Origin of the sequence: Lacticaseibacillus nasuensis JCM 17158, from assembly GCF_001434705.1 — a bacterium.
In the GTDB taxonomy this organism is placed as follows: domain Bacteria; phylum Bacillota; class Bacilli; order Lactobacillales; family Lactobacillaceae; genus Lacticaseibacillus; species Lacticaseibacillus nasuensis.
Map to the genome: position 1 here is coordinate 103,322 of NZ_AZDJ01000003.1, position 19,990 is coordinate 123,311.

At 57.9% G+C, this 19,990-nt stretch carries 20 protein-coding genes; 16 read left to right on the top strand and 4 right to left on the bottom strand.

Annotated elements, in window-relative coordinates:
* Positions 1-6 precede the first annotated feature (6 nt).
* Genes xylB through FD02_RS02245 form a run of 4 tightly spaced genes read left to right on the top strand, consistent with a single transcriptional unit; the run spans position 7 to position 5,711 of the window.
* A complete protein-coding gene (xylB, locus tag FD02_RS02230; protein WP_056950086.1) occupies positions 7-1,500 on the top strand; it encodes a xylulokinase in 1,494 nt (497 codons plus the stop codon).
* Positions 1,501-1,508: 8 nt separating this feature from the next.
* The gene (locus FD02_RS02235) at positions 1,509-2,126 is read left to right on the top strand and encodes a polysaccharide deacetylase family protein (RefSeq protein ID WP_082603274.1); all 618 of its coding nucleotides are present in this window, start codon (positions 1,509-1,511) and stop codon (positions 2,124-2,126) included.
* A 2-nt stretch (positions 2,127-2,128) separates the two neighbouring features.
* Positions 2,129-4,252 carry a glycoside hydrolase family 3 C-terminal domain-containing protein gene (locus FD02_RS02240; protein ID WP_056950088.1) on the top strand — a complete coding sequence of 708 codons (2,124 nt, stop codon included), beginning with the start codon at positions 2,129-2,131 and terminating at the stop codon, positions 4,250-4,252.
* 10 nt (positions 4,253-4,262) lie between these two features.
* On the top strand, positions 4,263-5,711 hold the full coding sequence (locus FD02_RS02245; protein ID WP_056950090.1) for a 6-phospho-beta-glucosidase: 1,449 nt from the start codon (positions 4,263-4,265) through the stop codon (positions 5,709-5,711).
* A gap of 193 nt (positions 5,712-5,904) precedes the next feature.
* Here FD02_RS02245 and FD02_RS02250 read toward each other — a convergent pair whose 3' ends face one another.
* Positions 5,905-6,447: a flavin reductase family protein gene (locus FD02_RS02250; protein WP_056950092.1), complete on the bottom strand. Its 543-nt coding sequence runs from the start codon at positions 6,445-6,447 to the stop codon at positions 5,905-5,907.
* Between the two features lie 303 nt (positions 6,448-6,750).
* Between FD02_RS02250 and FD02_RS02255 the strand changes: the two genes are divergently transcribed.
* From FD02_RS02255 to FD02_RS02280, 6 genes are all read left to right on the top strand, one after another.
* A complete protein-coding gene (locus FD02_RS02255) occupies positions 6,751-7,680 on the top strand; it encodes a LysR family transcriptional regulator (protein WP_054721298.1) in 930 nt (309 codons plus the stop codon).
* Positions 7,681-7,878: 198 nt separating this feature from the next.
* On the top strand, positions 7,879-8,586 hold the full coding sequence (locus FD02_RS02260; RefSeq protein ID WP_056950094.1) for an MgtC/SapB family protein: 708 nt from the start codon (positions 7,879-7,881) through the stop codon (positions 8,584-8,586).
* A gap of 152 nt (positions 8,587-8,738) precedes the next feature.
* Complete coding sequence (rpsF, locus tag FD02_RS02265; protein ID WP_054721296.1) at positions 8,739-9,035, top strand: 30S ribosomal protein S6; 297 nt, start codon at positions 8,739-8,741, stop codon at positions 9,033-9,035.
* Positions 9,036-9,066: 31 nt separating this feature from the next.
* The gene (gene ssb, locus FD02_RS02270; RefSeq protein ID WP_056950095.1) at positions 9,067-9,663 is read left to right on the top strand and encodes a single-stranded DNA-binding protein; all 597 of its coding nucleotides are present in this window, start codon (positions 9,067-9,069) and stop codon (positions 9,661-9,663) included.
* Between the two features lie 37 nt (positions 9,664-9,700).
* The gene (gene rpsR, locus FD02_RS02275; RefSeq protein WP_054721294.1) at positions 9,701-9,940 is read left to right on the top strand and encodes a 30S ribosomal protein S18; all 240 of its coding nucleotides are present in this window, start codon (positions 9,701-9,703) and stop codon (positions 9,938-9,940) included.
* Between the two features lie 104 nt (positions 9,941-10,044).
* Positions 10,045-10,464 (top strand): hypothetical protein, encoded by a 420-nt coding sequence (locus tag FD02_RS02280; protein WP_056950097.1) that lies wholly within the window; start codon positions 10,045-10,047, stop codon positions 10,462-10,464.
* A gap of 169 nt (positions 10,465-10,633) precedes the next feature.
* On the opposite strand, the gene FD02_RS02285 is transcribed toward FD02_RS02280, so the two are convergent.
* Entirely contained in the window at positions 10,634-11,740 is a 1,107-nt protein-coding gene (locus FD02_RS02285; protein ID WP_056950099.1) for an Mbeg1-like protein, read from the bottom strand.
* 111 nt (positions 11,741-11,851) lie between these two features.
* Between FD02_RS02285 and FD02_RS02290 the strand changes: the two genes are divergently transcribed.
* Entirely contained in the window at positions 11,852-12,544 is a 693-nt protein-coding gene (locus FD02_RS02290; RefSeq protein ID WP_054721286.1) for an aspartate/glutamate racemase family protein, read from the top strand.
* A 166-nt stretch (positions 12,545-12,710) separates the two neighbouring features.
* Entirely contained in the window at positions 12,711-14,144 is a 1,434-nt protein-coding gene (locus FD02_RS02295; RefSeq protein WP_056950100.1) for an amino acid permease, read from the top strand.
* 30 nt (positions 14,145-14,174) lie between these two features.
* Here FD02_RS02295 and FD02_RS02300 read toward each other — a convergent pair whose 3' ends face one another.
* On the bottom strand, positions 14,175-15,392 hold the full coding sequence (locus FD02_RS02300) for an MFS transporter (RefSeq protein WP_056950103.1): 1,218 nt from the start codon (positions 15,390-15,392) through the stop codon (positions 14,175-14,177).
* 784 nt (positions 15,393-16,176) lie between these two features.
* Between FD02_RS02300 and FD02_RS02305 the strand changes: the two genes are divergently transcribed.
* The 4 genes from FD02_RS02305 to FD02_RS02320 all read left to right on the top strand — a co-directional run bounded on the left by FD02_RS02305 (position 16,177) and on the right by FD02_RS02320 (position 19,820).
* Positions 16,177-16,998 (top strand): hypothetical protein, encoded by an 822-nt coding sequence (locus tag FD02_RS02305; RefSeq protein ID WP_056950105.1) that lies wholly within the window; start codon positions 16,177-16,179, stop codon positions 16,996-16,998.
* Positions 16,999-17,100: 102 nt separating this feature from the next.
* A complete protein-coding gene (locus FD02_RS02310; RefSeq protein WP_056950106.1) occupies positions 17,101-18,984 on the top strand; it encodes a heavy metal translocating P-type ATPase in 1,884 nt (627 codons plus the stop codon).
* Between the two features lie 44 nt (positions 18,985-19,028).
* Positions 19,029-19,259, top strand: coding sequence for a heavy-metal-associated domain-containing protein (locus tag FD02_RS02315; protein WP_056950108.1), 231 nt, complete (start codon positions 19,029-19,031; stop codon positions 19,257-19,259).
* 9 nt (positions 19,260-19,268) lie between these two features.
* Positions 19,269-19,820 (top strand): ferritin-like domain-containing protein, encoded by a 552-nt coding sequence (locus FD02_RS02320; protein WP_056950110.1) that lies wholly within the window; start codon positions 19,269-19,271, stop codon positions 19,818-19,820.
* Here FD02_RS02320 and FD02_RS11435 read toward each other — a convergent pair.
* Positions 19,817-19,969 carry a hypothetical protein gene (locus FD02_RS11435; protein WP_235806658.1) on the bottom strand — a complete coding sequence of 51 codons (153 nt, stop codon included), beginning with the start codon at positions 19,967-19,969 and terminating at the stop codon, positions 19,817-19,819. The two genes, FD02_RS02320 and FD02_RS11435, sit on opposite strands and share 4 nt — an antisense overlap.
* Between the last annotated feature and the right edge of the window lie 21 nt (positions 19,970-19,990).

Below are 19,990 nucleotides of genomic sequence, written 5' to 3' on the forward strand. Positions count from 1 at the left end.
AAAACTATGAAATATGTCATTGGGGTCGATTTAGGCACGAGTGCCGTGAAGGTGCTTCTGGTCGACGAAACCGGGCAAGTCGTTGCCCAGGCGAGTGCGGCTTATCCCTTAGCCCAGCCGCAACCAGGGTATAGCGAGCAAAATCCAGAGGACTGGGTCACCGGGACGACGACCGCGCTGCGCCAGCTGCTGGCCGATAGCGGCGTGGCTCCGGCGGCCATCAGCGGGTTGAGTTATTCCGGGCAGATGCACGGGTTGGTGCTGCTAGACCGGGCCGGCGCGGTGTTGCGCCCGGCGATTCTGTGGAACGATACGCGCACGACCACGCAGTCGGCTGAGATCACGGCCAAGCTTGGGGAGCGGTTCATCGCCATCACCCGCAACCGGCCGCTGGAAGGGTTCACCTTGCCGAAGCTGTTATGGGTCAAGGAGAACGAACCCGAGCTGTTTGCGCAGGCGGCGCACTTCTTGCTGCCGAAGGATTACGTGCGCTACCGCATGACCGGGCAGTTGGCGATGGAACTTTCCGATGCGGCCGGGACGGTGATGCTGGATGAGGCCAACCAGACTTGGAGTCAGGCGGTTCTCGACGCGTTTGGCCTCCCCGCGCGGTTGTGCCCGCCGCTCATCACGGCCACGACCAACGTTGGGTCGCTGACCCCGGCGTATGCTTCGACGGTTGGGCTCACCAGTGCCACGGCGGTGTTTGGCGGCGGCGCCGACAATGCGTGTGGCGCAATCGGCGCCGGCATTTTACGTGCGGATTCTGCCATGGTCAGCATCGGCACATCAGGCGTCGTGTTGACCTACGAACCCACGGCGAACGTCAATTATCACGGCCAGTTACATTTGTTCAACCACGCCGTGCCAAATGCGTATTATTCGATGGGCGTCACGCTGGCGGCGGGGTATAGTTTAAGCTGGTTGAAGCAAACCTTCGGCCCAAGCGACGACTTCACCGCCTTTGTGGCTAGCGCCGCGCAGTCGAGCATTGGCGCTCACGGTTTGTTGTTCACGCCTTATCTGGTGGGCGAGCGGACGCCGTATGCCGACGCCAAGATTCGGGGCAGCTTCATCGGCGTCGACAGCAAGCAAACCCGGGCCGATTTCGTCCGGGCCGTGCTCGAAGGCATCGTGTTCTCGTTCCGGGATATCCTCGCGATTTACCAAGCCAATGGGCGGGACTTCAAGCAACTGGTGTCGATTGGTGGCGGGGCGAAAAGCCCGCTGTGGCTGCAGATTCAAGCCGATATCTTGAACAAGCCGATCGTGCGGCTTGCCAGCGAGCAAGGGCCTGGCATGGGCGCGGCGATGCTGGCGGCGGTGGGCAGCGGCTGGTTCGCTGACCTGCAGGCTTGCGCCGATTCGTTCATCGCCCCGCAGACGGTGTATCAACCACAACCCGCCAACGTGGCGCGGTACGCGCAGTTGTACCAGCTGTATCGGCAGGTATACGCGGCGACGCAACCGATCACGGCTGGGTTACTGGATTTTCAGTAGAGGAAAAAATGAAACGAGTAGCGTTAACATTCGATGATGGCCCGGATCCGGTGACGACGCCGGCGCTTCTGGCCACGCTGGCTAGCTATCATGCCGTGGCCACCTTCATGCTGTGGGGGGAACACGTCGCGGCGGCTCCGAACCTCGTGAAACAAATCGTGGCGGCCGGTCATGCCATTGGTAACCACACTTATACGCACCGGTCGCTACTGGGGTTGTCGCCCGGCGAGATTCAAACCGAGTTGACGCGCACGGATGAAGCCGTCTTTGCGGCGACGGGCTTGCGCACCACGTTTTTCCGGCCGCCGTTTGGTGATATCGATGCCGCCGTGGCCGCGGCGGCGCGGCGCCCGGCGGTGACGTGGCAGGTGGACTCGGAGGACTGGCGGTCGCATGATGCCCCGAGCATCATCCAGCGCGTGACGACGTTGACGCAGCCAGGGGATGTCGTCTTGATGCACGACGGCCAGCCCGCCACTGTGCAGGCCTTGCCGGAGATTTTGCAGCGGTTGACGGCCGCCCAGTACAGCTTTGTCACGGTGCCGGCATTGTTTCACCGGCTCCAGGCCGGGTGCCTTTATGCAGGGGAACAAGCCGTGCAGCCATTGATTGAAGGGAGAAAGTAGTCATGACAGAACAACGCATGAGTCGCGCGGTGGCGCGGCAGCAAGCCACCGAGCTGGTGGGCAAGATGACCATCGATGAACAAATCGGGCAACTGGAATATGATGCCCCGGCCATCGCGCGTCTGCAGATACCAGCCTATAACTATTGGAACGAGGCCTTACACGGCGTCGCCCGCGCCGGGACGGCCACCGTTTTTCCGCAGTCCATTGGGCTGGCGGCGATGTTTGATCCCGCGTTGGTGCACGACATCGGCGATGTGGTGGCCACCGAGGCCCGGGCCAAGCACAACGTGGCCGTGGCGCATGGCGATCACGACATCTATAAGGGCTTGACGTTTTGGTCCCCGAATGTGAACATCTTCCGCGATCCGCGCTGGGGTCGCGGCCACGAAACCTATGGCGAAGACCCTTATCTGACGGCGCGCAACGGCGTGGCTTATATTCACGGGCTGCAAGGCGACGGCAAGTACCTGAAGCTGGCGGCGTGTGCCAAGCATTTTGCCGTGCACAGCGGCCCGGAAGGCATTCGTCACGGCTTTAACGTGGCCCCGACGCCAAAAGACCTCCATGAAACTTACCTGCCGGCGTTTAAGGCGGCGGTGCAAGAAGGACACGTCGAAAGCGTCATGGCGGCGTATAATGCGGTTGACGGCGTGCCGGCGCCGGTGTCTGAGACGCTGTTGACCAAGACGTTGCGTGAGGAGTGGGGCTTTGCCGGGCACATTGTGTCCGATTACGGTGCTGAAGAAGACGTGCGCACGGCGCATCACTATACGGCTAGCGACGCCGAAACCATGGCGCTGGCGATTAAAGCCGGGTGTGATTTGTGCGCCGGCCACATTGCCCAGTACCTGAAGCAAGCGCTGGCGGAGCAGCTGATCAGCGAAGCCGCCATTACCCAGGCGACCGTGCGGCTGATGACCACCCGCATCCTGTTGGGCCTGCACGCCCCAGACGCCCCTTACCAAGCCATTGACTACACCGAAATCGACTCACCAGCGCATCACCAGTTAGCGTTGAAGGCCGCCCGGGAAAGCGCCGTGTTGTTGAAAAATGACCATTACTTGCCCCTGCAGCGTGAGCAGCTTAAGGCGATCGCCGTGATCGGCCCAACCGCCGATTCGACGCTGGTCTTGCAAGGCAACTACGCCGGCACGCCGTCAAACGCCGTCACCATTTTGGCGGGGTTGCGGCAGGCGGTGGCGCCGACGACGCGGGTGAACTACGCGGCCGGCTGTCACCTGTTCCTCGATCGCGTTGAGCCCTTGGCCCAGGCCGATGACCGTGAGGCCGAAGCCTTGGCCGCCGCCGAGCACAGTGACGTCACCTTCTTGTGCCTCGGGCTAGACTCGAGCATTGAAGGCGAGCAAGGCGATGCGGGCAATGCCCAAGCCGCCGGGGACAAAACCGACCTGCGGCTGCCCGGCCACCAGCAACAACTGTTGGATAAGCTCTTGGCCTTAGGCAAGCCGATTGTCTTGATTCTCACCGCCGGCTCGGCGTTGACGCTGGGCGGGGCGGAAACCAACCCCAACTTGAAGGCGATTCTCGACGTGTGGTACCCCGGCGCGTTAGGCGGCGTCGCAGTGGCGGATTTGGTGTTCGGCAAAGTATCACCGAGCGGTAAGTTGCCGGTGACCTTCTATCGCACCACCGAGGAACTCCCGTCGTTCACCGATTACCGCATGACCGGCCGCACGTATCGCTACATGACGCATGAGGCGTTGTACCCCTTTGGCTACGGGCTGACCTATAGCCATGTCACCCTAAGCGATGCCGAGCTGACCGGTGAGCGGGCGTACCAAGGCGTGGCGGTGACCATCACCAATACTGGCGACACCGCGATCGAAGAAGTGGTGCAGGTCTACGCCCATGTCGACAGTGACTTGGCCCCGTTACATCCGCGGCTGGTGGCCTTTCAGCGGGTGGCGTTAGCCGCCGGCGCCAGTCAGCGTGTCGCGTTGACGTTAGCCCCGGACGCGTTCAGCGTCGTTTCGACCACTGGGGAAACCTTGACGCCTAACGTCGGTAGCGATGTCTATGTTGGCATCGGCCAACCCGACGCGCGCACGGTGGCCCTGACCGGCACCGAGGCGTTACTTCTGCGGCGCAAACCGCAACAATAGGAGGTTCGTGATGACAAAACAGCCAATGCAAGGCCCAGCGTTCCCCGCGTCGTTTCTGTGGGGCGGGGCGGTGGCCGCCCACCAAACCGAAGGCGCCTGGCAGGCCGATGGGAAAGGCGTATCGATTGCCGACGTGATGTTGGCCGGCGACCGCCAAACCCCGCGCGCGGTGACGCCCACGGTGACGGCAGACGGCGTGTACCCGAATCACTGGGGGACCGATTTTTATCACCATTATCGTGAAGACATCGCCATGATGGCCGAGATGGGCTTCAAGTGTTTTCGCACCAGCATCGCCTGGACGCGGATCTTCCCCAATGGCGACGACCCCGAGCCCAACGAGGCGGGGCTGCAGTACTACGACGACGTGTTTGCGACTTGCCACGAGTATGGCATCGAGCCCATGGTGACGCTGTCGCACTTCGAGTTGCCGCTGCATCTGGTTCAGGCCTATGGAGGCTTTGCTAGTCGGCACGTGCTGGACGCCTTTGTGCGCTTTGCCACGGTGTGCCTGCGCCGCTTCCACCACCAGGTCAAGTACTGGCTGACGTTTAACGAAATCAACAACCAAGCCAACTGGCGCGACCCGCACGCCTTACTGCAAGACTCCGGGCTCCTCTTGCAACCGGGGGAAAATGCGGAGCAGGCGATGTTTCAAGCCGCGCACCACGAACTGGTGGCCAGCGCGCAAGTCGTCCAAATCGCCCATGCCATTTCTCCGACGCTGCAAGTCGGCGGCATGCTGGCCCTGTGCCCGATTTACCCGGCTGGGCCGGCGCCGCAAGACGTGTTGAAGGCCAGCAAGGCGATGGACTATCGCTACTACTTCGGGGATGTGCAGGCGCTAGGGCATTATCCGGCTTGGCTGGCGCCGTATTGGGCCGAGCATGGCCTAACGATTCACCAGGCCCCAGAAGACGCGGCGATTCTGGCGGCGGGCACCGTCGATTTCGTCGGCTGCAGCTACTACATGAGTTTTACGCTCAAGCACCAAGCGGCCGATGCCGATTACACCTACAACGAGGCGACGGATCTCACCACCAATCCCAATGTGCCGCAATCGCAGTGGGGCTGGGCCATCGATCCGGTGGGATTACGCTACGCCTTGAATTGGGCTAATGCGCGCTGGCACCTGCCGTTGTTCATCGTTGAAAACGGCATCGGCGGCGCCGAGACGCTGGTTGACGGCCAGGTCCACGACCAGTATCGCATCGACTATTTGCGGGCGCACCTGGCGCAAATGCGGCTGGCCATACTGAGCGACGGGGTGCCAGTCATGGGGTACCTCGCTTGGAGTGCCTTAGACATCGTGTCGGCCAGCACCGGGGAAATGAAGAAGCGTTACGGCTTCATCTACGTCGACGCCGACGATTTTGGCCATGGCTCGATGGCGCGGGTGCGCAAGGATTCTTTTGCCTGGTACCAACGGGTGATTGCCTCGCATGGGGCGGACTTATGACGAGATATTCTTTTATGCGTTAAGCCAGTAAGGTGACTTCAGCGCAGAGCGTGTGATTGCACAAAGACCGCTAGACTTGGATGTCTAGCGGTCTTTGTGCTGTTCAATATTCAATGATGCATGAATCGATGTTAATGGGCTTAAGTGACAGCTTGTTACAATTAACTTGATGTTGCCTGAAACAACCCGATCATTATTCTGGTGCGACATCGCGATATTTCTTCATGGAGCCCAATGATGAGAATAAGTCCATGTTCTCCCACAGGATGTGACCTTGTTCATCGAGATACTCTTCATCTACATGGACTTTTTCCACTTTACCAAAGAATATCTCATTGTGGCCCGGCTCTGGTTTGATCGACATGACAACACGACATTCGATGTTGACGGGGCAATCCGTGAGTAGCGGGGCATCGACAACTGAGCCGTTCTCCCACTTCAAATCAAGAGCAGCAAACTTGTCAACATCACGACCCGAATGTGAACCAATGTAATATAGCTCCTTTTTAAAATTCTCCATTGGTAAGTTAACGACAAAACACCCAGTTTCCCGAAGAATGTCATAAGTCAGATGTTCAGGAATAATGCTGATCATCAGCATATCAGGATGATAGTTTGCATTGCCCGCAAAGCCGACAGTCTGCGCGTTATTACGCCCATTCTTATCACGAACGGAGACAATAATCTGCGGTGCCGGTTGCATGTACATTTGATCTTGTTTTGGAGTTTTTTTCATGATCTTACGCCTCTATCTGATTGATGCATGTCCCAACTGTTGTGTGCTTTAGTAGGTTCCTTCATGTGGGATTCGCCGGTCCCACTCTAGCCGCTTCACTCAACTAGGCCCCTTGGTTTTGCCGCCAAATCACGAGACACTGGTGACAAAACGACGAGCTTGAAGCGACTGAAATTATTCCGGTCCGTTAATTTTTTTCTGTTCCTCCTCTTTTAGTGCTATTGTATTCGTGCGATAATTAAACTTCCAATAGGTAAGTTTGATTAGATTATTTTAGAATTGTTATAAATCTGCGGAGGGACTATGAAAGCCGATCGGACACTTTTACAAATTTTGAAAGCAGTGAACTATTCTCAAACGATCTCTGAAGTGGCTGACAAGCTTTATCTTAGTCAGCCATACATCAGCAATCTATTAAAGAAGACGGAGGTGACCTACCAGGCCAGACTGATCACCCGAACGAAACCAATCAAACTCACCGCAGCCGGGCAGGCCATGATTAATGGACTGCAAGCTATCATCAGCGAGGAAGACCGGTTGGTGACAGCAATCGACTCGCTGGCGACTGCAGAGAGGCCGCCGCTCACCATCGCGGTGACCGATCCATTCATGAGCAGTCAGGTGACCAAGCTGGCAAGCGTATATGCCGAAGCGAACAGGCGACCCAAACTTGAAGTGAGATTACTTGCTGATAATGCCGACCCTGAAGAGATGCGGCACCTTGATATTGTTATCGGGCAAAAATTGCTGGAGAGTGACTTTATGTCACTTGATTTGCCAGTGCGTCAGCTCTACTTCTTCCTGTCCAGCAACTGTCTGGGTTATCAGCCGCATCAGCTCTATCAGCCGTATTCCAGCGCCATCTTCAAATCACTCAATCAGACAAAGTACGTCGGGTTGGCCGATCACAGCAGTTTCCAGCGATACGTCGAGATGAGCTTCCAAAAGGCAAACCTTTCTTTGACAACGCACATGCTTGTTCCGACCATTGCAGATGCGTTGCGAGCGGTGACGACAACATCCGAATCAACCACCATCACAACTTTGGCAACCGCCAAGCAAGTTTTCCCCAAGCTAGACTTCAACTTGATTCCAATTCCGTCAAATTTCATTGCCTTGGATACCACAATTAATGTTCGCCGCGGGTCCAACGAGGCCGTTAAAGACTTGGTTGATTTCCTGCAAGGGGAACTGATTGCTACTCAGAAACGTGATTCGGCACGGCACAGTTAGGTGTGGCTGTAATAGGTGATTTGGTTCACGTAGCAGGCGTAGCGGTGGTGCGTGAGTTTCAACGCTTAGGCTTGGTGGCTGCTGCGCGCGATTTCGCCCACACCCTGCAAACCTTGCGCGAAAATCCCTCGCAGTCGCGAGTGTTGATGAACTTCCAAATTTAGGTCTGGTATAGTAGTCCTAGACAGGAGGCAAGTCGTGAACACATTCAAATTAAGTCTCATCGAAATTATTGGCCGGCTCATTTTGGCCACCATCGTCTCCGGCTTCATCGGCTACGACCGCGAACACAAGAATCGCCCCGCGGGGATCAAGACGCACATGCTGGTGTGTGTCGGGGCCTGCATCATGGCGCTGGTCCAAAAAGAAATCGGCTTTAACGCCTTGAACATCGCCTTGGCCCACCCGAAGCTGGCTGGTGTCGTGCGCGCCGATGACGCCCGGTTGATTGCCCAGGTAGTCAGTGGCATCGGGTTTCTTGGCGCCGGCACCATCATCGTGCAGCACCGCACCGTGCGTGGCTTGACCACCGCCGCGAGTCTGTGGGCCGTGGCCGGGCTGGGCTTGGCCATCGGCATGGGTAACTACGAGATTGCGCTGGCCGCCACCGTGGTGATTCTCATCGTGCTGGTGGGGTTGAAGAAGATCATCCACGTCAACGCCATGAAGAAAATCGAGATTCAGTACCGGCATAAGCTCGAAACCAAGGAGTTTATCCAGAACTATTTCGACAAGCACAAAATCGAGGTCAACGACGTCAACTTCCGGGTGACACAATCCGAGGACACGCAAATCTACACCAGCATCTACGAGATTTCGATTCCCAAAGCGATGAATTACGCCGACATCATCGAGGACATCTCGCTGAACAAGAATATTATGCGGATTCAAACAGTGAGTCTGTGACGATTCGCGTATGTATTAAGGGATGCGACGTTTGTGCTGGTCGCGATTCTATGGTATATTACTAATTTGTGAGTGTATGGCCTTTTTTAGGCTGTACTGCTCCTTGCTCCTAGACAGACTAGGGGCCAAAGACCATAAGGAGGTGAACCGTCATGGCTGAAACCAAATATGAAATTACCTACATCATTCGTCCTGATATCGACGAAGCAGGTAAAGCAGAATTGGTTGAACGTTTTGACAATATTTTGAAGGAAAATGGTGCCACCATCATTGACTCCAAGGATTGGCAAAAGCGTAAGTTCGCGTACGAGATCAACAAGTACAGCGAAGGCACGTATCATATCGTGAACGCAACTGCATCTGATGCAGCTGCAATTAATGAGTTCGATCGTTTGTCCAAGATCAGTGGCGACATTCTGCGTCACATGATCGTCAAGCGCGAAGACTAAGCATCCGTTATCTGAGAAAGGAGAGTTTGCGATGATTAACTCGGTTTCGTTGACGGGTCGGCTGACTCGAGAAGTTGATCTGCGGTATACCCAAAGTGGGACAGCCGTTGGCACCTTCACCATCGCCGTTGATCGCCAGTTTACCAATGCCCAAGGGGAGCGGGAAACGGACTTCATCAACTGCGTCATTTGGCGAAAAAGTGCCGAGAACTTCAGCAACTTTACCCGCAAAGGCTCAATGGTGGGTGTGCAAGGGCACATCCAAACTCGTAACTACGAGAACAACCAGGGCCAGCGTGTGTATGTGACTGAAGTCGTCGTCGAAAACTTCGCCTTACTGGAAAGTCGCGCGGTCACCGAAGCGCGGCCTAGCGAACCTGCAGGGAGCAATCCGCAGGCGGCTGGCCAAGGCAACTTCGGTGGTGGGAACCAATTCGGCGGCCAAAGCGCCCCGAACTTCGGTAACCAGCAGCCGCAGGCGAACCGGCCTGCGCCGCAAAGCCAAAGCAACTTCCAGCAACCTGCCGCCAACTCCGGTGCTAATAACACCGCCGCGGCGAACAGCAGCGATCCGTTTGCCGACAACGGCCAGCCGATCGACATCTCAGATGATGATTTGCCATTTTAACGAAATTACCCAATCCACAGAAAAGGAGTGACATTCCATGGCACAACAACGTCGTGGTGGTGGTCGTCGTCGCCGCAAGGTAGACTTCATCGCCGCTAACCATATCGAATACATCGACTATAAAGACACGAACCTGCTGGAACGGTTCATTTCCGAACGCGGCAAGATTTTGCCACGCCGGGTGACCGGGACTAGCGCCAAGAACCAGCGTAAGCTGACGGTTGCGATCAAGCGCAGCCGGATCATGGGTCTGCTGCCATTCGTTGCAGAAGACTAATCAAGATGAGACTCGCCTCGGCGGGTCTTTTTTTTGCCATTCGCAAGAAAAACAGGTCCCTAGATGGCGCAGAGATTGCGACCATCATGATGGAGGACCAGACAATGCGAAAAGAAATATTGATTGGTGGTTTGCTGGTGGGGCTGGCTGGTTGCGCGACCGCCAAGCCCAAACCGGCCACCATTCCTAGTTATAACAGCACCAAGGCCAAGGTGCTGTTATCGAACAAGGCGGATCACCTCACCGACCAGCAAGAGGCGCGCTTTTGGCGGATCGCGCGCCAGGCGGCCAAGCGCGGCACTAAGGGCGACGGTGACGCGGCGAGTTGGGCTAATCTGAAAGACGACGCGTTATACGTGGCGAAAACGGCCAAGCCGCACCAATACCAGCTCGTCTATCAGGTGAAGGCCACCAAGCCGCTGCCGGTGACGGTGAGCTACGGCATGTTCCTGCGCTTCACGAAGAACTCGCTGGCGCACCCGGCGTACAAGCTGGACGGCATCGACACCGAACTGGTGAAGTGACAAAAACGGGCTGTGACAAAAGGCGGTTTTGGCATCGACGGATAGCCTAACCAGACGCTGGGTCCGCACTTTGGACCTAGTGGCTGGTTTAGCTATCAGCTCGATGCCGGCCTTTTGGCACGTAACATCACTGGAATACTCGGATGCGCAAAAGGGACTGTGGCTTTCGTCACAGTCCCGATTTTTCGTGGTCATGATGGGCGCGCCAGGCGGCCAGTGGCGCCGGCGGGTGGATGTCTGCGGTCAGCGCTAACCACAACTGACCGGCCACCGCCCGCCACGCCGCCTTGGCCGCGGGATCGGCGTGGGTGAGGCCGGCGAGGATAGTTTTGGCGTGTTGCGGCCAGCGCTGTTGCAGCTCTGCGAAGGTCTGGGCGTCGGTGGCTTGAATAACGGCGTACAGCTGATTCAACGCCAGGGCCTTGGTGGTGTCATCCAGCCCAGCCAGCCACGTGGCCAACGTGCGCTGCGCGTATTGGGTGCGGCGGTCGGTGGCGGCAAGGTAGGTGAAGTTGGTGCCATTGACGACCCAGGTGAAGGGGTCGTGCTGGCGAAAGCCACTGCCGGTGCTTTTGACCACGCCGAAATCCTGCGCGGGATCAAGAATGATGCCGATTAAGGAATTCTCCGGGACGAGTTTCAAAAGCTTGCCTTGTAACGCGTTGGGCAAGGGCTCCTGTAGTCCCGGCCCGTCAAAGTTATACGCCATGGCGATGGCGGCTTGGGTGGCAGGCAGGCTGTGTCCCAGCGCAAAGGCTGCCAGGTTGCCACCTTTGCTGTGACCGCCGACGAAGAGCTGGCCCGGGTAACGGCGGTGCATCTCGTCGAGGTACACCGCTGCTGCCCGTTGGGACGGGATGACGCGGGTGTAGGTGAGGTTAAAGTCTTCCTTCCAGTCGACGAAACTGGCGCGAGTCCCCCGAAAGGCGACGTAATGTTGCGTCGGCGTTAGGGCAAAGGTGACCGCAGAGAACTGTTGCTCAGCCGCCAGATTGCGCCGGTTCACCGGCGCCAGCCAGGCGACATTTTGGTAGCGCCGGCTGTTCGCCAAGGCGGCTAATAGGCGTTCGTTATCGGCCTGAGCCCAGGTCCCTGCCACCATGGCTTCGCGGGTCGTGGCCGTGGTGAGTTCCCCGAACGTCGAAGCGCCAGTGGCCTGCGCGAAGTCGCAGTAGGCTAGCTGCGCACAAATCACCGCATCGACCACGGTGAAGGGGCGCGTGGTGAAGTCTTGGATGCCATACTCGGCGATAAATGAAATTAGATCTGCTGCCATGCCACCGCCTCCTTGCTGTCCAGTGTAGCATACGATTACCCGGGAAATATGGGGCGGCCGCCTAATTTGCCGGTGTGGTAAAATGAGCACAACATTAAAGCAGGTGAACACATGAAGACAATCGGACTCCTTGGTGGCATGAGCTGGGAAAGCACCGTCACCTATTATCAGGCAATCAACAATTACGTGAAGGCGCAGCTGGGTGGCCTCCACTCGGCCAAAATGGTCATTACCAGCGGCGATTTTGCCGAGCTGGCGGCCATGCAAGAACGTGGGGACTGGGACCAAGCGGCGGCCTGGCTCACCGCACAGGCCAAGGAGTTGCAAGCAGCCGGTGCCGATTTTTACTTGATTGGGGCCAACACCATGCACAAGGTGGCCCCGCAGCTGCAGGCCGCCATCGATTTGCCACTGCTCCACATCGCCGATGCGACCATTGCTGCGCTGCAAGCCGCGCAAATCACTCGCGTCGGCTTGCTGGGCACGAAGTACACCTTGCAGCAGGCCTTCTATAAGGATCGCATTACTGCGGCGGGCATTACCGTTGACGTGCCGGCTGCCGCAGATATCGACGCGCTGAATCACATCATTTATGACGAGTTGTGCGCCGGGCAGGTGCGCCCGGCGTCTAAGCAACGGGTGCTGGGCATGATTGCTGAGCTGCAAGCTGCCGGTGCGCAAGGCATCATTCTTGGGTGCACCGAGCTAGATCTGCTGGTGCAGCCAGCCGATGTGGCCTTGCCGGTGTTCGACACGACGTTGATTCACGCCGAGGCGGCTGCGGCGCGCGCCTTGGCGGATTAGTCGAAACTATTTATATTCCCATTATATTTCCAGTTGAGGTCAGTCAATTACCAGCGGATTCTTACCGTGGTCTTTGGCTGGCCTCAGCGTTTCCTCTAGGCCGAGTCGGTAAGATATACGCGAGGGCGGTCCAAAACCGACCTCGGCTGACAAAGGGGGAATTATTTTGGCCGATTCGACCAAGCAGTTGCGCTGGTACAACGTGGCACTGATTGCCTTCGTGGCGGTGTGGGGGTTGGGCAATGTCTTCAACAACTACGCGCAACAAGGGCTGTCTGTCATCACCAGTTGGCTCCTGATCATGCTCTTATACTTTGTGCCATACGCTTTAATCGTGGGGCAACTCGGCTCCGCCTTCAAAGACGCCAATGGTGGCGTCTCCTCGTGGATTCGCGCCACTGGGACCAAACGGCTGGCGTACTACGCCGCGTGGACCTACTGGGTCGTGCACGTGCCCTACCTGGCGCAAAAACCGCAAGGCATCTTGATTGGCCTGAGCTGGTTATTCCAAGGTAATGGCGACTTCGTGAACACCGCTAGCGCCGTCACCGTGTCCATGATTTGCCTCGCATTGTTCCTGCTGTTCTTGTGGTTGGCAGCGCGCGGGATCACCACGTTGAATCGCATCGGCTCCGTTGCGGGCACGGCGATGTTCGTCATGTCGATTCTGTTCATCATCTTGGCGGTGTCGGCGCCGTTCATGACCCAGGCCCACATCGCCACGCCGAACATGACCAGCATCAAGACCTACCTGCCCAACTTTAATCTGGCCTACTTCACCACGATTTCGATGTTGGTGTTTGCCGTCGGTGGGGCGGAGAAAATCTCGCCGTATGTCAACAACACGAAGCATGCGGCGCGCGAGTTTCCGCTGGGCATGATCGCCTTGGCCATCATGGTCGCCTTGTGCGCGATCCTCGGCTCGTTTGCCATGGGCTTCCTGTTCGACAGCAATCATATTCCTGCAGACCTGATGGCTAACGGTGCCTACAAGGCGTTTGCCATGCTCGGTGGGTATTATCACCTGGGCAATACTTTCGTGATTCTCTACGCGATTGCGCAAACCCTCGCCCAAATCTCGGCCTTGGCCTTTAGCATCGACGCGCCGTTGAAGATCTTGTTGGCGGATGCCGATGCGGATTTCGTCCCGGCGGCCTTGAGTAAAACCAATGCCAAGGGGGTGCCGGTAAACGGTTACGCGATGACCGGGGTGCTGGTCGGGTTGCTGATTATCGTCCCGGCGCTAAAAATCGGGAACATGAACGCCTTGTACAAGTGGCTCTTGAATCTCAATTCCGTGGTCATGCCCATGCGCTACTTGTGGGTGTTCCTCGCCTACCTGCTGCTGAACCGGCACCTGTCGCGCTACCCGTCGGACTACATGTTTGTGAAGTCACGCCGGCTAGGCATGGTGATTGGCGGCTGGTGCTTCCTGTTCACCGCGTTTGCCTGCGTGCTTGGCATGATTCCCAAGCTCGACATGGCGGCCGATCCGGAGCAGTGGTGGTTCCAGCTGGCCTTAAACATCGTCACCCCGCTGATTTTCCTCGCGCTAGGGTTGATCCTGCCGGCGATTGCGCGGCGCCGGCGGGCAAACTAAAACCCCTTCGCCTAGACAAAGGGGTCACGGTTAAGCCGCCTTGCGCAACAGTTGAGGTTCACTGAAGCGGAGCACGACGAAGTTAATCAGGAGTAATAGCGCCGTGGAGATGAAGACGACGTTGTAATCAAACGCGCCGGCTAGCGCCCCACCAAGCAAGGCGCCAAACATATTGCCCAGAGCTTGGAAGCTCTGGTTCCACGAGAACACCGCGCTGGTGACATCCGGCGGGGTGTTTTTCGTTAACAGCGTTTGAATCGTCGGGAATAACCCGGCGTCGGAAATCCCGACGAAAAACCTCAGGATGCCCAAGACGATCACGGAACGAATCAACCCTTGGGGGAAGATGATGGCGGCGGCGAAGAGGTAGCAGCCGATCAAGACGCGGCCGCTGCCGTGTTTGTCCCCGTAGCGCCCCAGCCGCGGGGCAGCCATGATGTTGGAAATCCCCGGCAAGGCGGCGATGATCCCGGCGACGACGGTGATGGGGCCGACGTTATGCATCAGCTCGCGAACGTACAGGCTGATAATCGGATAAATCGAGGAGTTCCCGGTTTGCACGATCATCGTCGAGACCAGCAGAATGATAATCAGCTTGGGATCGGCAACTTTTTGCAGCAACCCCTGGCCTTTTTTCTGCGCGGCTTTGGACACCGGCACGAAGGATTCGCGCACGAGAAAGGCGGACATGAAGCTGACGACCACCAGCAAGGCAGCGGTGATGAAGAAGGTCATGCGAATCGAGAAGATTTGCGCCAGGATGCCCCCGACGATTGGGCCGAGGAGCGTCCCGGAGGTCGAGCCGGTAACCAGGGTCCCCAAGGCGGCGCCGGCGTGCTTGCGCGGTACCTGCGACGCAATCAAGGCCTGCGCGTTAGGAATATAGCCGGAGAAGAAGCCTTGAAACAGGCGGCAAAGCAGCAATTCCCAGACGTTGGTGCTGAGGCCGGCGAGAAACATGAACAACGCGATCCCGAGGCTTGCGCGAATCAGCATGACCTTGCGGCCGGTGCGGTCGGCCAGGTTGCCCCAAAGCGGCGACACAATGGCGGTGGTCAAGAACGTTGAGGCGTAGATTAAGCCGCTCCAAAAGGTTAAGTCGGCTTTGCCGAAGTTGCCCATTTCGCCGACATACAGTGACAGAAACGGGCTAACCTCGCTAAACGCAATCCCCGCGACAAACGTGCAAAACCACAGCACATATAAGTTGCGCTTCCACGGTCCGTGTTCGCGCGTTGCTTCATCCATGCCGATCTCATCCCCAATCATTAAAATTCAATAAGATTTATTATTGCACTTTTTGCGGCGCAACGCAAAAACGGCCGTAGGGGAAAGCCCCCACGGCCCCGTGCTGGGTCAGTGTTGAATGGCGCTGTGCTCGCGGCGAGTGGCAGTCCGTCCGGCCTAAAGGTACGGTCCGCGCCTCTAGCTCGCTGCGCTCGCGGCGAGTGGCAGTCCGTACGTCCTAAAGGTACGGTACGCACCTCTAGCTCGCTGCGCTTGCGTCGAGTGGCAGTCCGTCCGGCCTAAAGGTACGGTACGCACACTAAATCCGCGGTTCAGTCGTCGCTGAGTCGCGGATTTAGTGGGAGACCTGGTTTCACCGGTATTGATACCGGCCCTAAGGCTTGTGAGCTTAGGGATGGACCCGCTCCGCGGCAGCGGTCACCGGCTGCGTTGCGGAGATAGACCTGGTGAGGCTTCTTCCTCACCTGCCGTTGGCTTACGCCGCAGGCTGTACCTTGGACGCCCTGGTATACCCCTCTACTGCAAGGGGCCATTAGCGGATATCCTGTGGAGCGCGTAACCACCGGGTGGGTATCTCTCTCACACCGATAGGTACTGGTTCTTCAATCGCATGTCCGGGGAGCAATTGGTGTGGCCTTCACCGCATCCGGCTGGCGCTCGAATCATCTGAATTCAGAATAACAGGGGTTGAAATCGGTGTCAAAGAATATGGTGAGGCAGACAGATTAAGTGCGTTTTTCGCGGCTTGCTGATATACTGCGCCTAACTTAAGGAGGGGATTGCGATGACGCGACAATTAAACCGGATGACCATTGGTGGCTGGGTGATCGGCGGGGTGACGTTGCCTGTGCTTGGCCGGTCCGAGTGGGAGATGCGGGAGGATTTCATTCAATTCGGAGTAGACTATTGGGCTGACCGAAGCGGGAAAGAGCTCTTGTTAGCCCCAAGCACCGTGCTCGTCAAGGCGGATGAAAGTATGTTTAAGGGCGGTAATGAGTGGCCAATTACCATTGGTCAATGGCTACGCGTCTCCGGTCGCTGGACGGAGCTCCGCGTGGTTCGCCCTGGGGTTAATCCGCGGGTGGCGCGCGCTGCTGCTCGGCGGAACCGAACCAAGTTAAGCAAGCCGCTGGCGACATGGCTGGCGGAGAATCAGGCCAAAGCCAAGACTTGGCGGCGCGACGGGCTGCAGCTTCAGGCTTGGCTGAGACAATATGAGGCCGGCGAGTTCACGTTTGCCGAGCTGCAAGCGCGGCAAGGCCGGCTGGTTGAGCAACGCCACCCGCTGTTGTGGCGAAGCTTTCAGCGGCATCAGCGGCGCGAGCAAGCCATTGTGCTGGCGGCAGAACAGGCGCTAGACGCGTTAGCGCCGCGCCAGTATGTGTTTACTGCGCCGGCGCACGTGCAACCGGTGTTTGGCTGGCTGGCCTTTGCTGATGGAATTCGGGTGGATCCCGAGCAACTCTGGCGCGAGGATTATCGCCATGCCGTGGTGACGGCACTCAACCACTTGCAATTGACGCGCCAAGCCGCCGGGGTGCCGGTAACGGCGACCCCGACGCGGCCCATCGGCGATGGGCCAGTGTGGCCCGGCGCCGCCAAATGACCGAGCCGACCCGAAACTTTTTTCAAAACTTGATTTGCGTCAAGTCTTATTTCGCCGCGTCCCCTTACACTATGGGTATCAACTCGAAAAGGGGAACGGAAAATGAAATTTCAGCGCTGGTTACAAGCACATACCACCGCGATCACCATCGCAAGCGCGCTGCTGATTGCCGTGGGGTATCTGGGCAAATGGCTCGGCAGCACCTGGGGGTATGCGGTGCCGTTGATGGTCGCCTCCATCATCGCCGCCGTGCCGATTGCCATTCACGCGTATCAGGCCCTGCGCGTCAAGGTGATTTCGATTGAACTGTTGGTGACCATCGCCGTCATCGGGGCCTTTGCCATCGGTGAGTATAACGAGTCGGCGATCGTGACCTTCCTATTCTTATTCGGGAACTTCCTTGAACAAAAAACGCTCGCCAAGACCCGTGCGTCCATCAAGTCCCTCACCGCCTTGGCGCCCACTACCGCGGCGGTGTTGCAGCCGGATGGGTCAACTGCAGACGTGGATATCGATGACGTTGAAGTCGGGGACGTCGTGGTGGTGCGGCCAGGCGATGCGATTCCTGTCGATGGCGTCGTGGCCACTGGCACTGGCTACGCCGACGAAGCCGCCATTACCGGCGAGTCCCGCGCTGTCAGCAAGGAAGCCGATACCCCGGTGTACTCCGGGACCATTTTAAGCGACGGCTACCTGCAGATTCGCGCCACGAAGGTCGGGGATGACACCACGTTTGCCAAAATCGTAGAGCTGGTGGAAGACGCGCAGGATACCAAGTCCCACGCCGAGAAGTTCATCGATCGCTTCGCCCAGTACTACACACCGGCGGTACTCGTCATCGCCGCGGTGGTGTTGCTGGCGTCCCGCGACTTGCGGCTGGCCATCACCGTGCTGGTGCTGGGGTGCCCTGGCGCGTTGGTCATCGGTGCGCCGGTGTCTAACGTGGCCGGCATCGGCAACGGTGCCAAGCGCGGCATCCTCGTCAAAGGCGGCACCGCGATGGACGGCATGGCCAAGGTCGATACCTTTGTCTTCGATAAAACCGGCACCTTAACGCAAGGCAACACCACCGTGACCGACGCGGCCTATTACGCCGACGCGGCTGGCGCCCGCCAGTTGGTGGCGGCCCTAGAAGCCACCAGCAATCACCCGCTGGGCTCGGCCTTGGTGGCCTTTGCCGGCGGCAGCACCAATTTGCCTGTCACCGATAGCCAGGTGATTAAGGGCCAAGGCGTCACCGGCACCATTGCCGGCCAGCACGTTTGCGCCGGGAACCTCAAGCTGGTGCAGGCCCACGGCGTTGCCTTGACCGTGGCGCAACGAGCCAAACTGGCGGCGATGCAAGCCACCGGGGCCTCGACCGTGATTCTTGCCGTTGATGGCACGGTCACCGCCTTGTTCGCCATCGCCGATGCGATTCGCCCGGAAGTGCCTGCCGCCTTGCAAGCCTTGAAGGCCAGCGGCGCCAAGGAGCTGGTCATGTTAACCGGGGACAATGCGGTGACCGCCAATGCCGTGGCACGTCAGCTTGGCATCGACACCGTTCATGCTGAGTTGCTCCCCGCCGACAAGGTGACCTATGTGCGCCAGTTACAGCAGGCCGGCCGCACCGTTGCGTTTGTCGGGGATGGGATCAACGATTCACCATCTTTGGCCACGGCCGACATCGGCATCGCCATGGGCAGCGGCACGGATGTCGCCATCGATACCAGCGACGTGGTGCTAATGCGCTCGAGTTTTGACGCGCTGGTCCACGCTTACCGCTTGGCGAAGAAAACGGTACTGAACACCCGGGAAAACGTCGCGATTGCCATTGCGGTGGTCTTGTTCCTGCTAGTGGGTTTGTTTGCCGGGTTCATCTACATGGCTAGCGGCATGTTTGTCCACGAAGCCAGCATCCTCGTCGTGATCTTCAACGCGATGCGCCTGATTGGCTTCGGGAAATCGGCAAAACTTGATTTGCGTCAAGTACAAACCACCGACTAGCCCGTAAACTGAACTTGTAATCAAAACAAATGGAGGGATTCATGATGAATAAAAAAATTACCATGCAACTCGATGCGCTGACTTGCCCGTCATGCTTGACGAAAATCGAAACCGCGGTGAAGCATACCGCCGGCGTCGGTGACGTCAAGGTCTTGTTCAACGCGGCCAAGGTGAAGGCCGAGTTCGATGACCAGCAGGTGTCCGCGGAAGACTTAAGCACCGTGGTCAGCAAGCTGGGCTATGAGGTCCAAGGCGTTAAAGTGAAGGAGCTATAGGAGGCCAACATGAACGAAGCAGAAATCGAAGCCAAGTACCAAGCAGAGGTCGCTAAGGCCGATGCCGACCACCACAAGCCAACCGCCGGGGCGATGACCGGCCACATCGTTGCTAACCTCGCCGTGCTCGACGTGAAGTTCCACCAGGCGTTGTGGTTCATCCACGGCCCGCAGGCATACGCGTTACGCGCCGCCTACCAGGAACTGATTGCCGACACTCGCCAACAATACGACGCGTTAGGCGCGCTGCTGTTGGATGAAAACGAGCTGCCGCCAGCCACCACCGCCGAGTATCAGGCCTATGCCAAGATCGCCGAGGAGCCCCGGCTGAAATACGCCGATGCCAGCGCCGTCGTCGACGCTTCGGCTCACGACCTCACCATGGCGAACCTGTTCATCGACCGGGCCATCATCCTGGCCGGCAAGGAGAATCGGCCGGCGTTGGCCAGCTTCCTAACCGCCATGCGCGGCACCAACAATCGGCACATTCGCGAACTCCAAAGCTTCCTGGGCAAAACGGCCTGGGAGGACTTGGTCGAAGAGGATGACGACGAAGATTAAACCAAGCAAATGGCCACGTCGCTGATGACGTGGCCATTTTTGCTGGCATTCACTAGGCCGGCCACGTTTGGCAAGGCCGGCAGAATGATGTTAGGATGAAGCGTGCGTTGATCAGGCAAGTCCTTGGGCGAGCGACCGGTATCGACCAACTATTGGCGTGTGGGTAGCAC

Excerpts from the sequence above, each read along its gene's own strand:
- xylB (WP_056950086.1), top strand. The coding sequence starts at position 7 with ATGAAATATGTCATTGGGGTCGATTTAGGCACGAGTGCCGTGAAGGTG.
- FD02_RS02235 (WP_082603274.1), top strand. The coding sequence starts at position 1,509 with ATGAAACGAGTAGCGTTAACATTCGATGATGGCCCGGATCCGGTGACG.
- FD02_RS02240 (WP_056950088.1), top strand. The coding sequence starts at position 2,129 with ATGACAGAACAACGCATGAGTCGCGCGGTGGCGCGGCAGCAAGCCACC.
- FD02_RS02245 (WP_056950090.1), top strand. The coding sequence starts at position 4,263 with ATGACAAAACAGCCAATGCAAGGCCCAGCGTTCCCCGCGTCGTTTCTG.
- FD02_RS02250 (WP_056950092.1), bottom strand. The coding sequence starts at position 6,447 with ATGAAAAAAACTCCAAAACAAGATCAAATGTACATGCAACCGGCACCG.
- FD02_RS02255 (WP_054721298.1), top strand. The coding sequence starts at position 6,751 with ATGAAAGCCGATCGGACACTTTTACAAATTTTGAAAGCAGTGAACTAT.
- rpsF (WP_054721296.1), top strand. The coding sequence starts at position 8,739 with ATGGCTGAAACCAAATATGAAATTACCTACATCATTCGTCCTGATATC.
- ssb (WP_056950095.1), top strand. The coding sequence starts at position 9,067 with ATGATTAACTCGGTTTCGTTGACGGGTCGGCTGACTCGAGAAGTTGAT.
- rpsR (WP_054721294.1), top strand. The coding sequence starts at position 9,701 with ATGGCACAACAACGTCGTGGTGGTGGTCGTCGTCGCCGCAAGGTAGAC.
- FD02_RS02280 (WP_056950097.1), top strand. The coding sequence starts at position 10,045 with ATGCGAAAAGAAATATTGATTGGTGGTTTGCTGGTGGGGCTGGCTGGT.
- FD02_RS02285 (WP_056950099.1), bottom strand. The coding sequence starts at position 11,740 with ATGGCAGCAGATCTAATTTCATTTATCGCCGAGTATGGCATCCAAGAC.
- FD02_RS02290 (WP_054721286.1), top strand. The coding sequence starts at position 11,852 with ATGAAGACAATCGGACTCCTTGGTGGCATGAGCTGGGAAAGCACCGTC.
- FD02_RS02300 (WP_056950103.1), bottom strand. The coding sequence starts at position 15,392 with ATGGATGAAGCAACGCGCGAACACGGACCGTGGAAGCGCAACTTATAT.
- FD02_RS02305 (WP_056950105.1), top strand. The coding sequence starts at position 16,177 with ATGACGCGACAATTAAACCGGATGACCATTGGTGGCTGGGTGATCGGC.
- FD02_RS02310 (WP_056950106.1), top strand. The coding sequence starts at position 17,101 with ATGAAATTTCAGCGCTGGTTACAAGCACATACCACCGCGATCACCATC.
- FD02_RS02315 (WP_056950108.1), top strand. The coding sequence starts at position 19,029 with ATGAATAAAAAAATTACCATGCAACTCGATGCGCTGACTTGCCCGTCA.
- FD02_RS02320 (WP_056950110.1), top strand. The coding sequence starts at position 19,269 with ATGAACGAAGCAGAAATCGAAGCCAAGTACCAAGCAGAGGTCGCTAAG.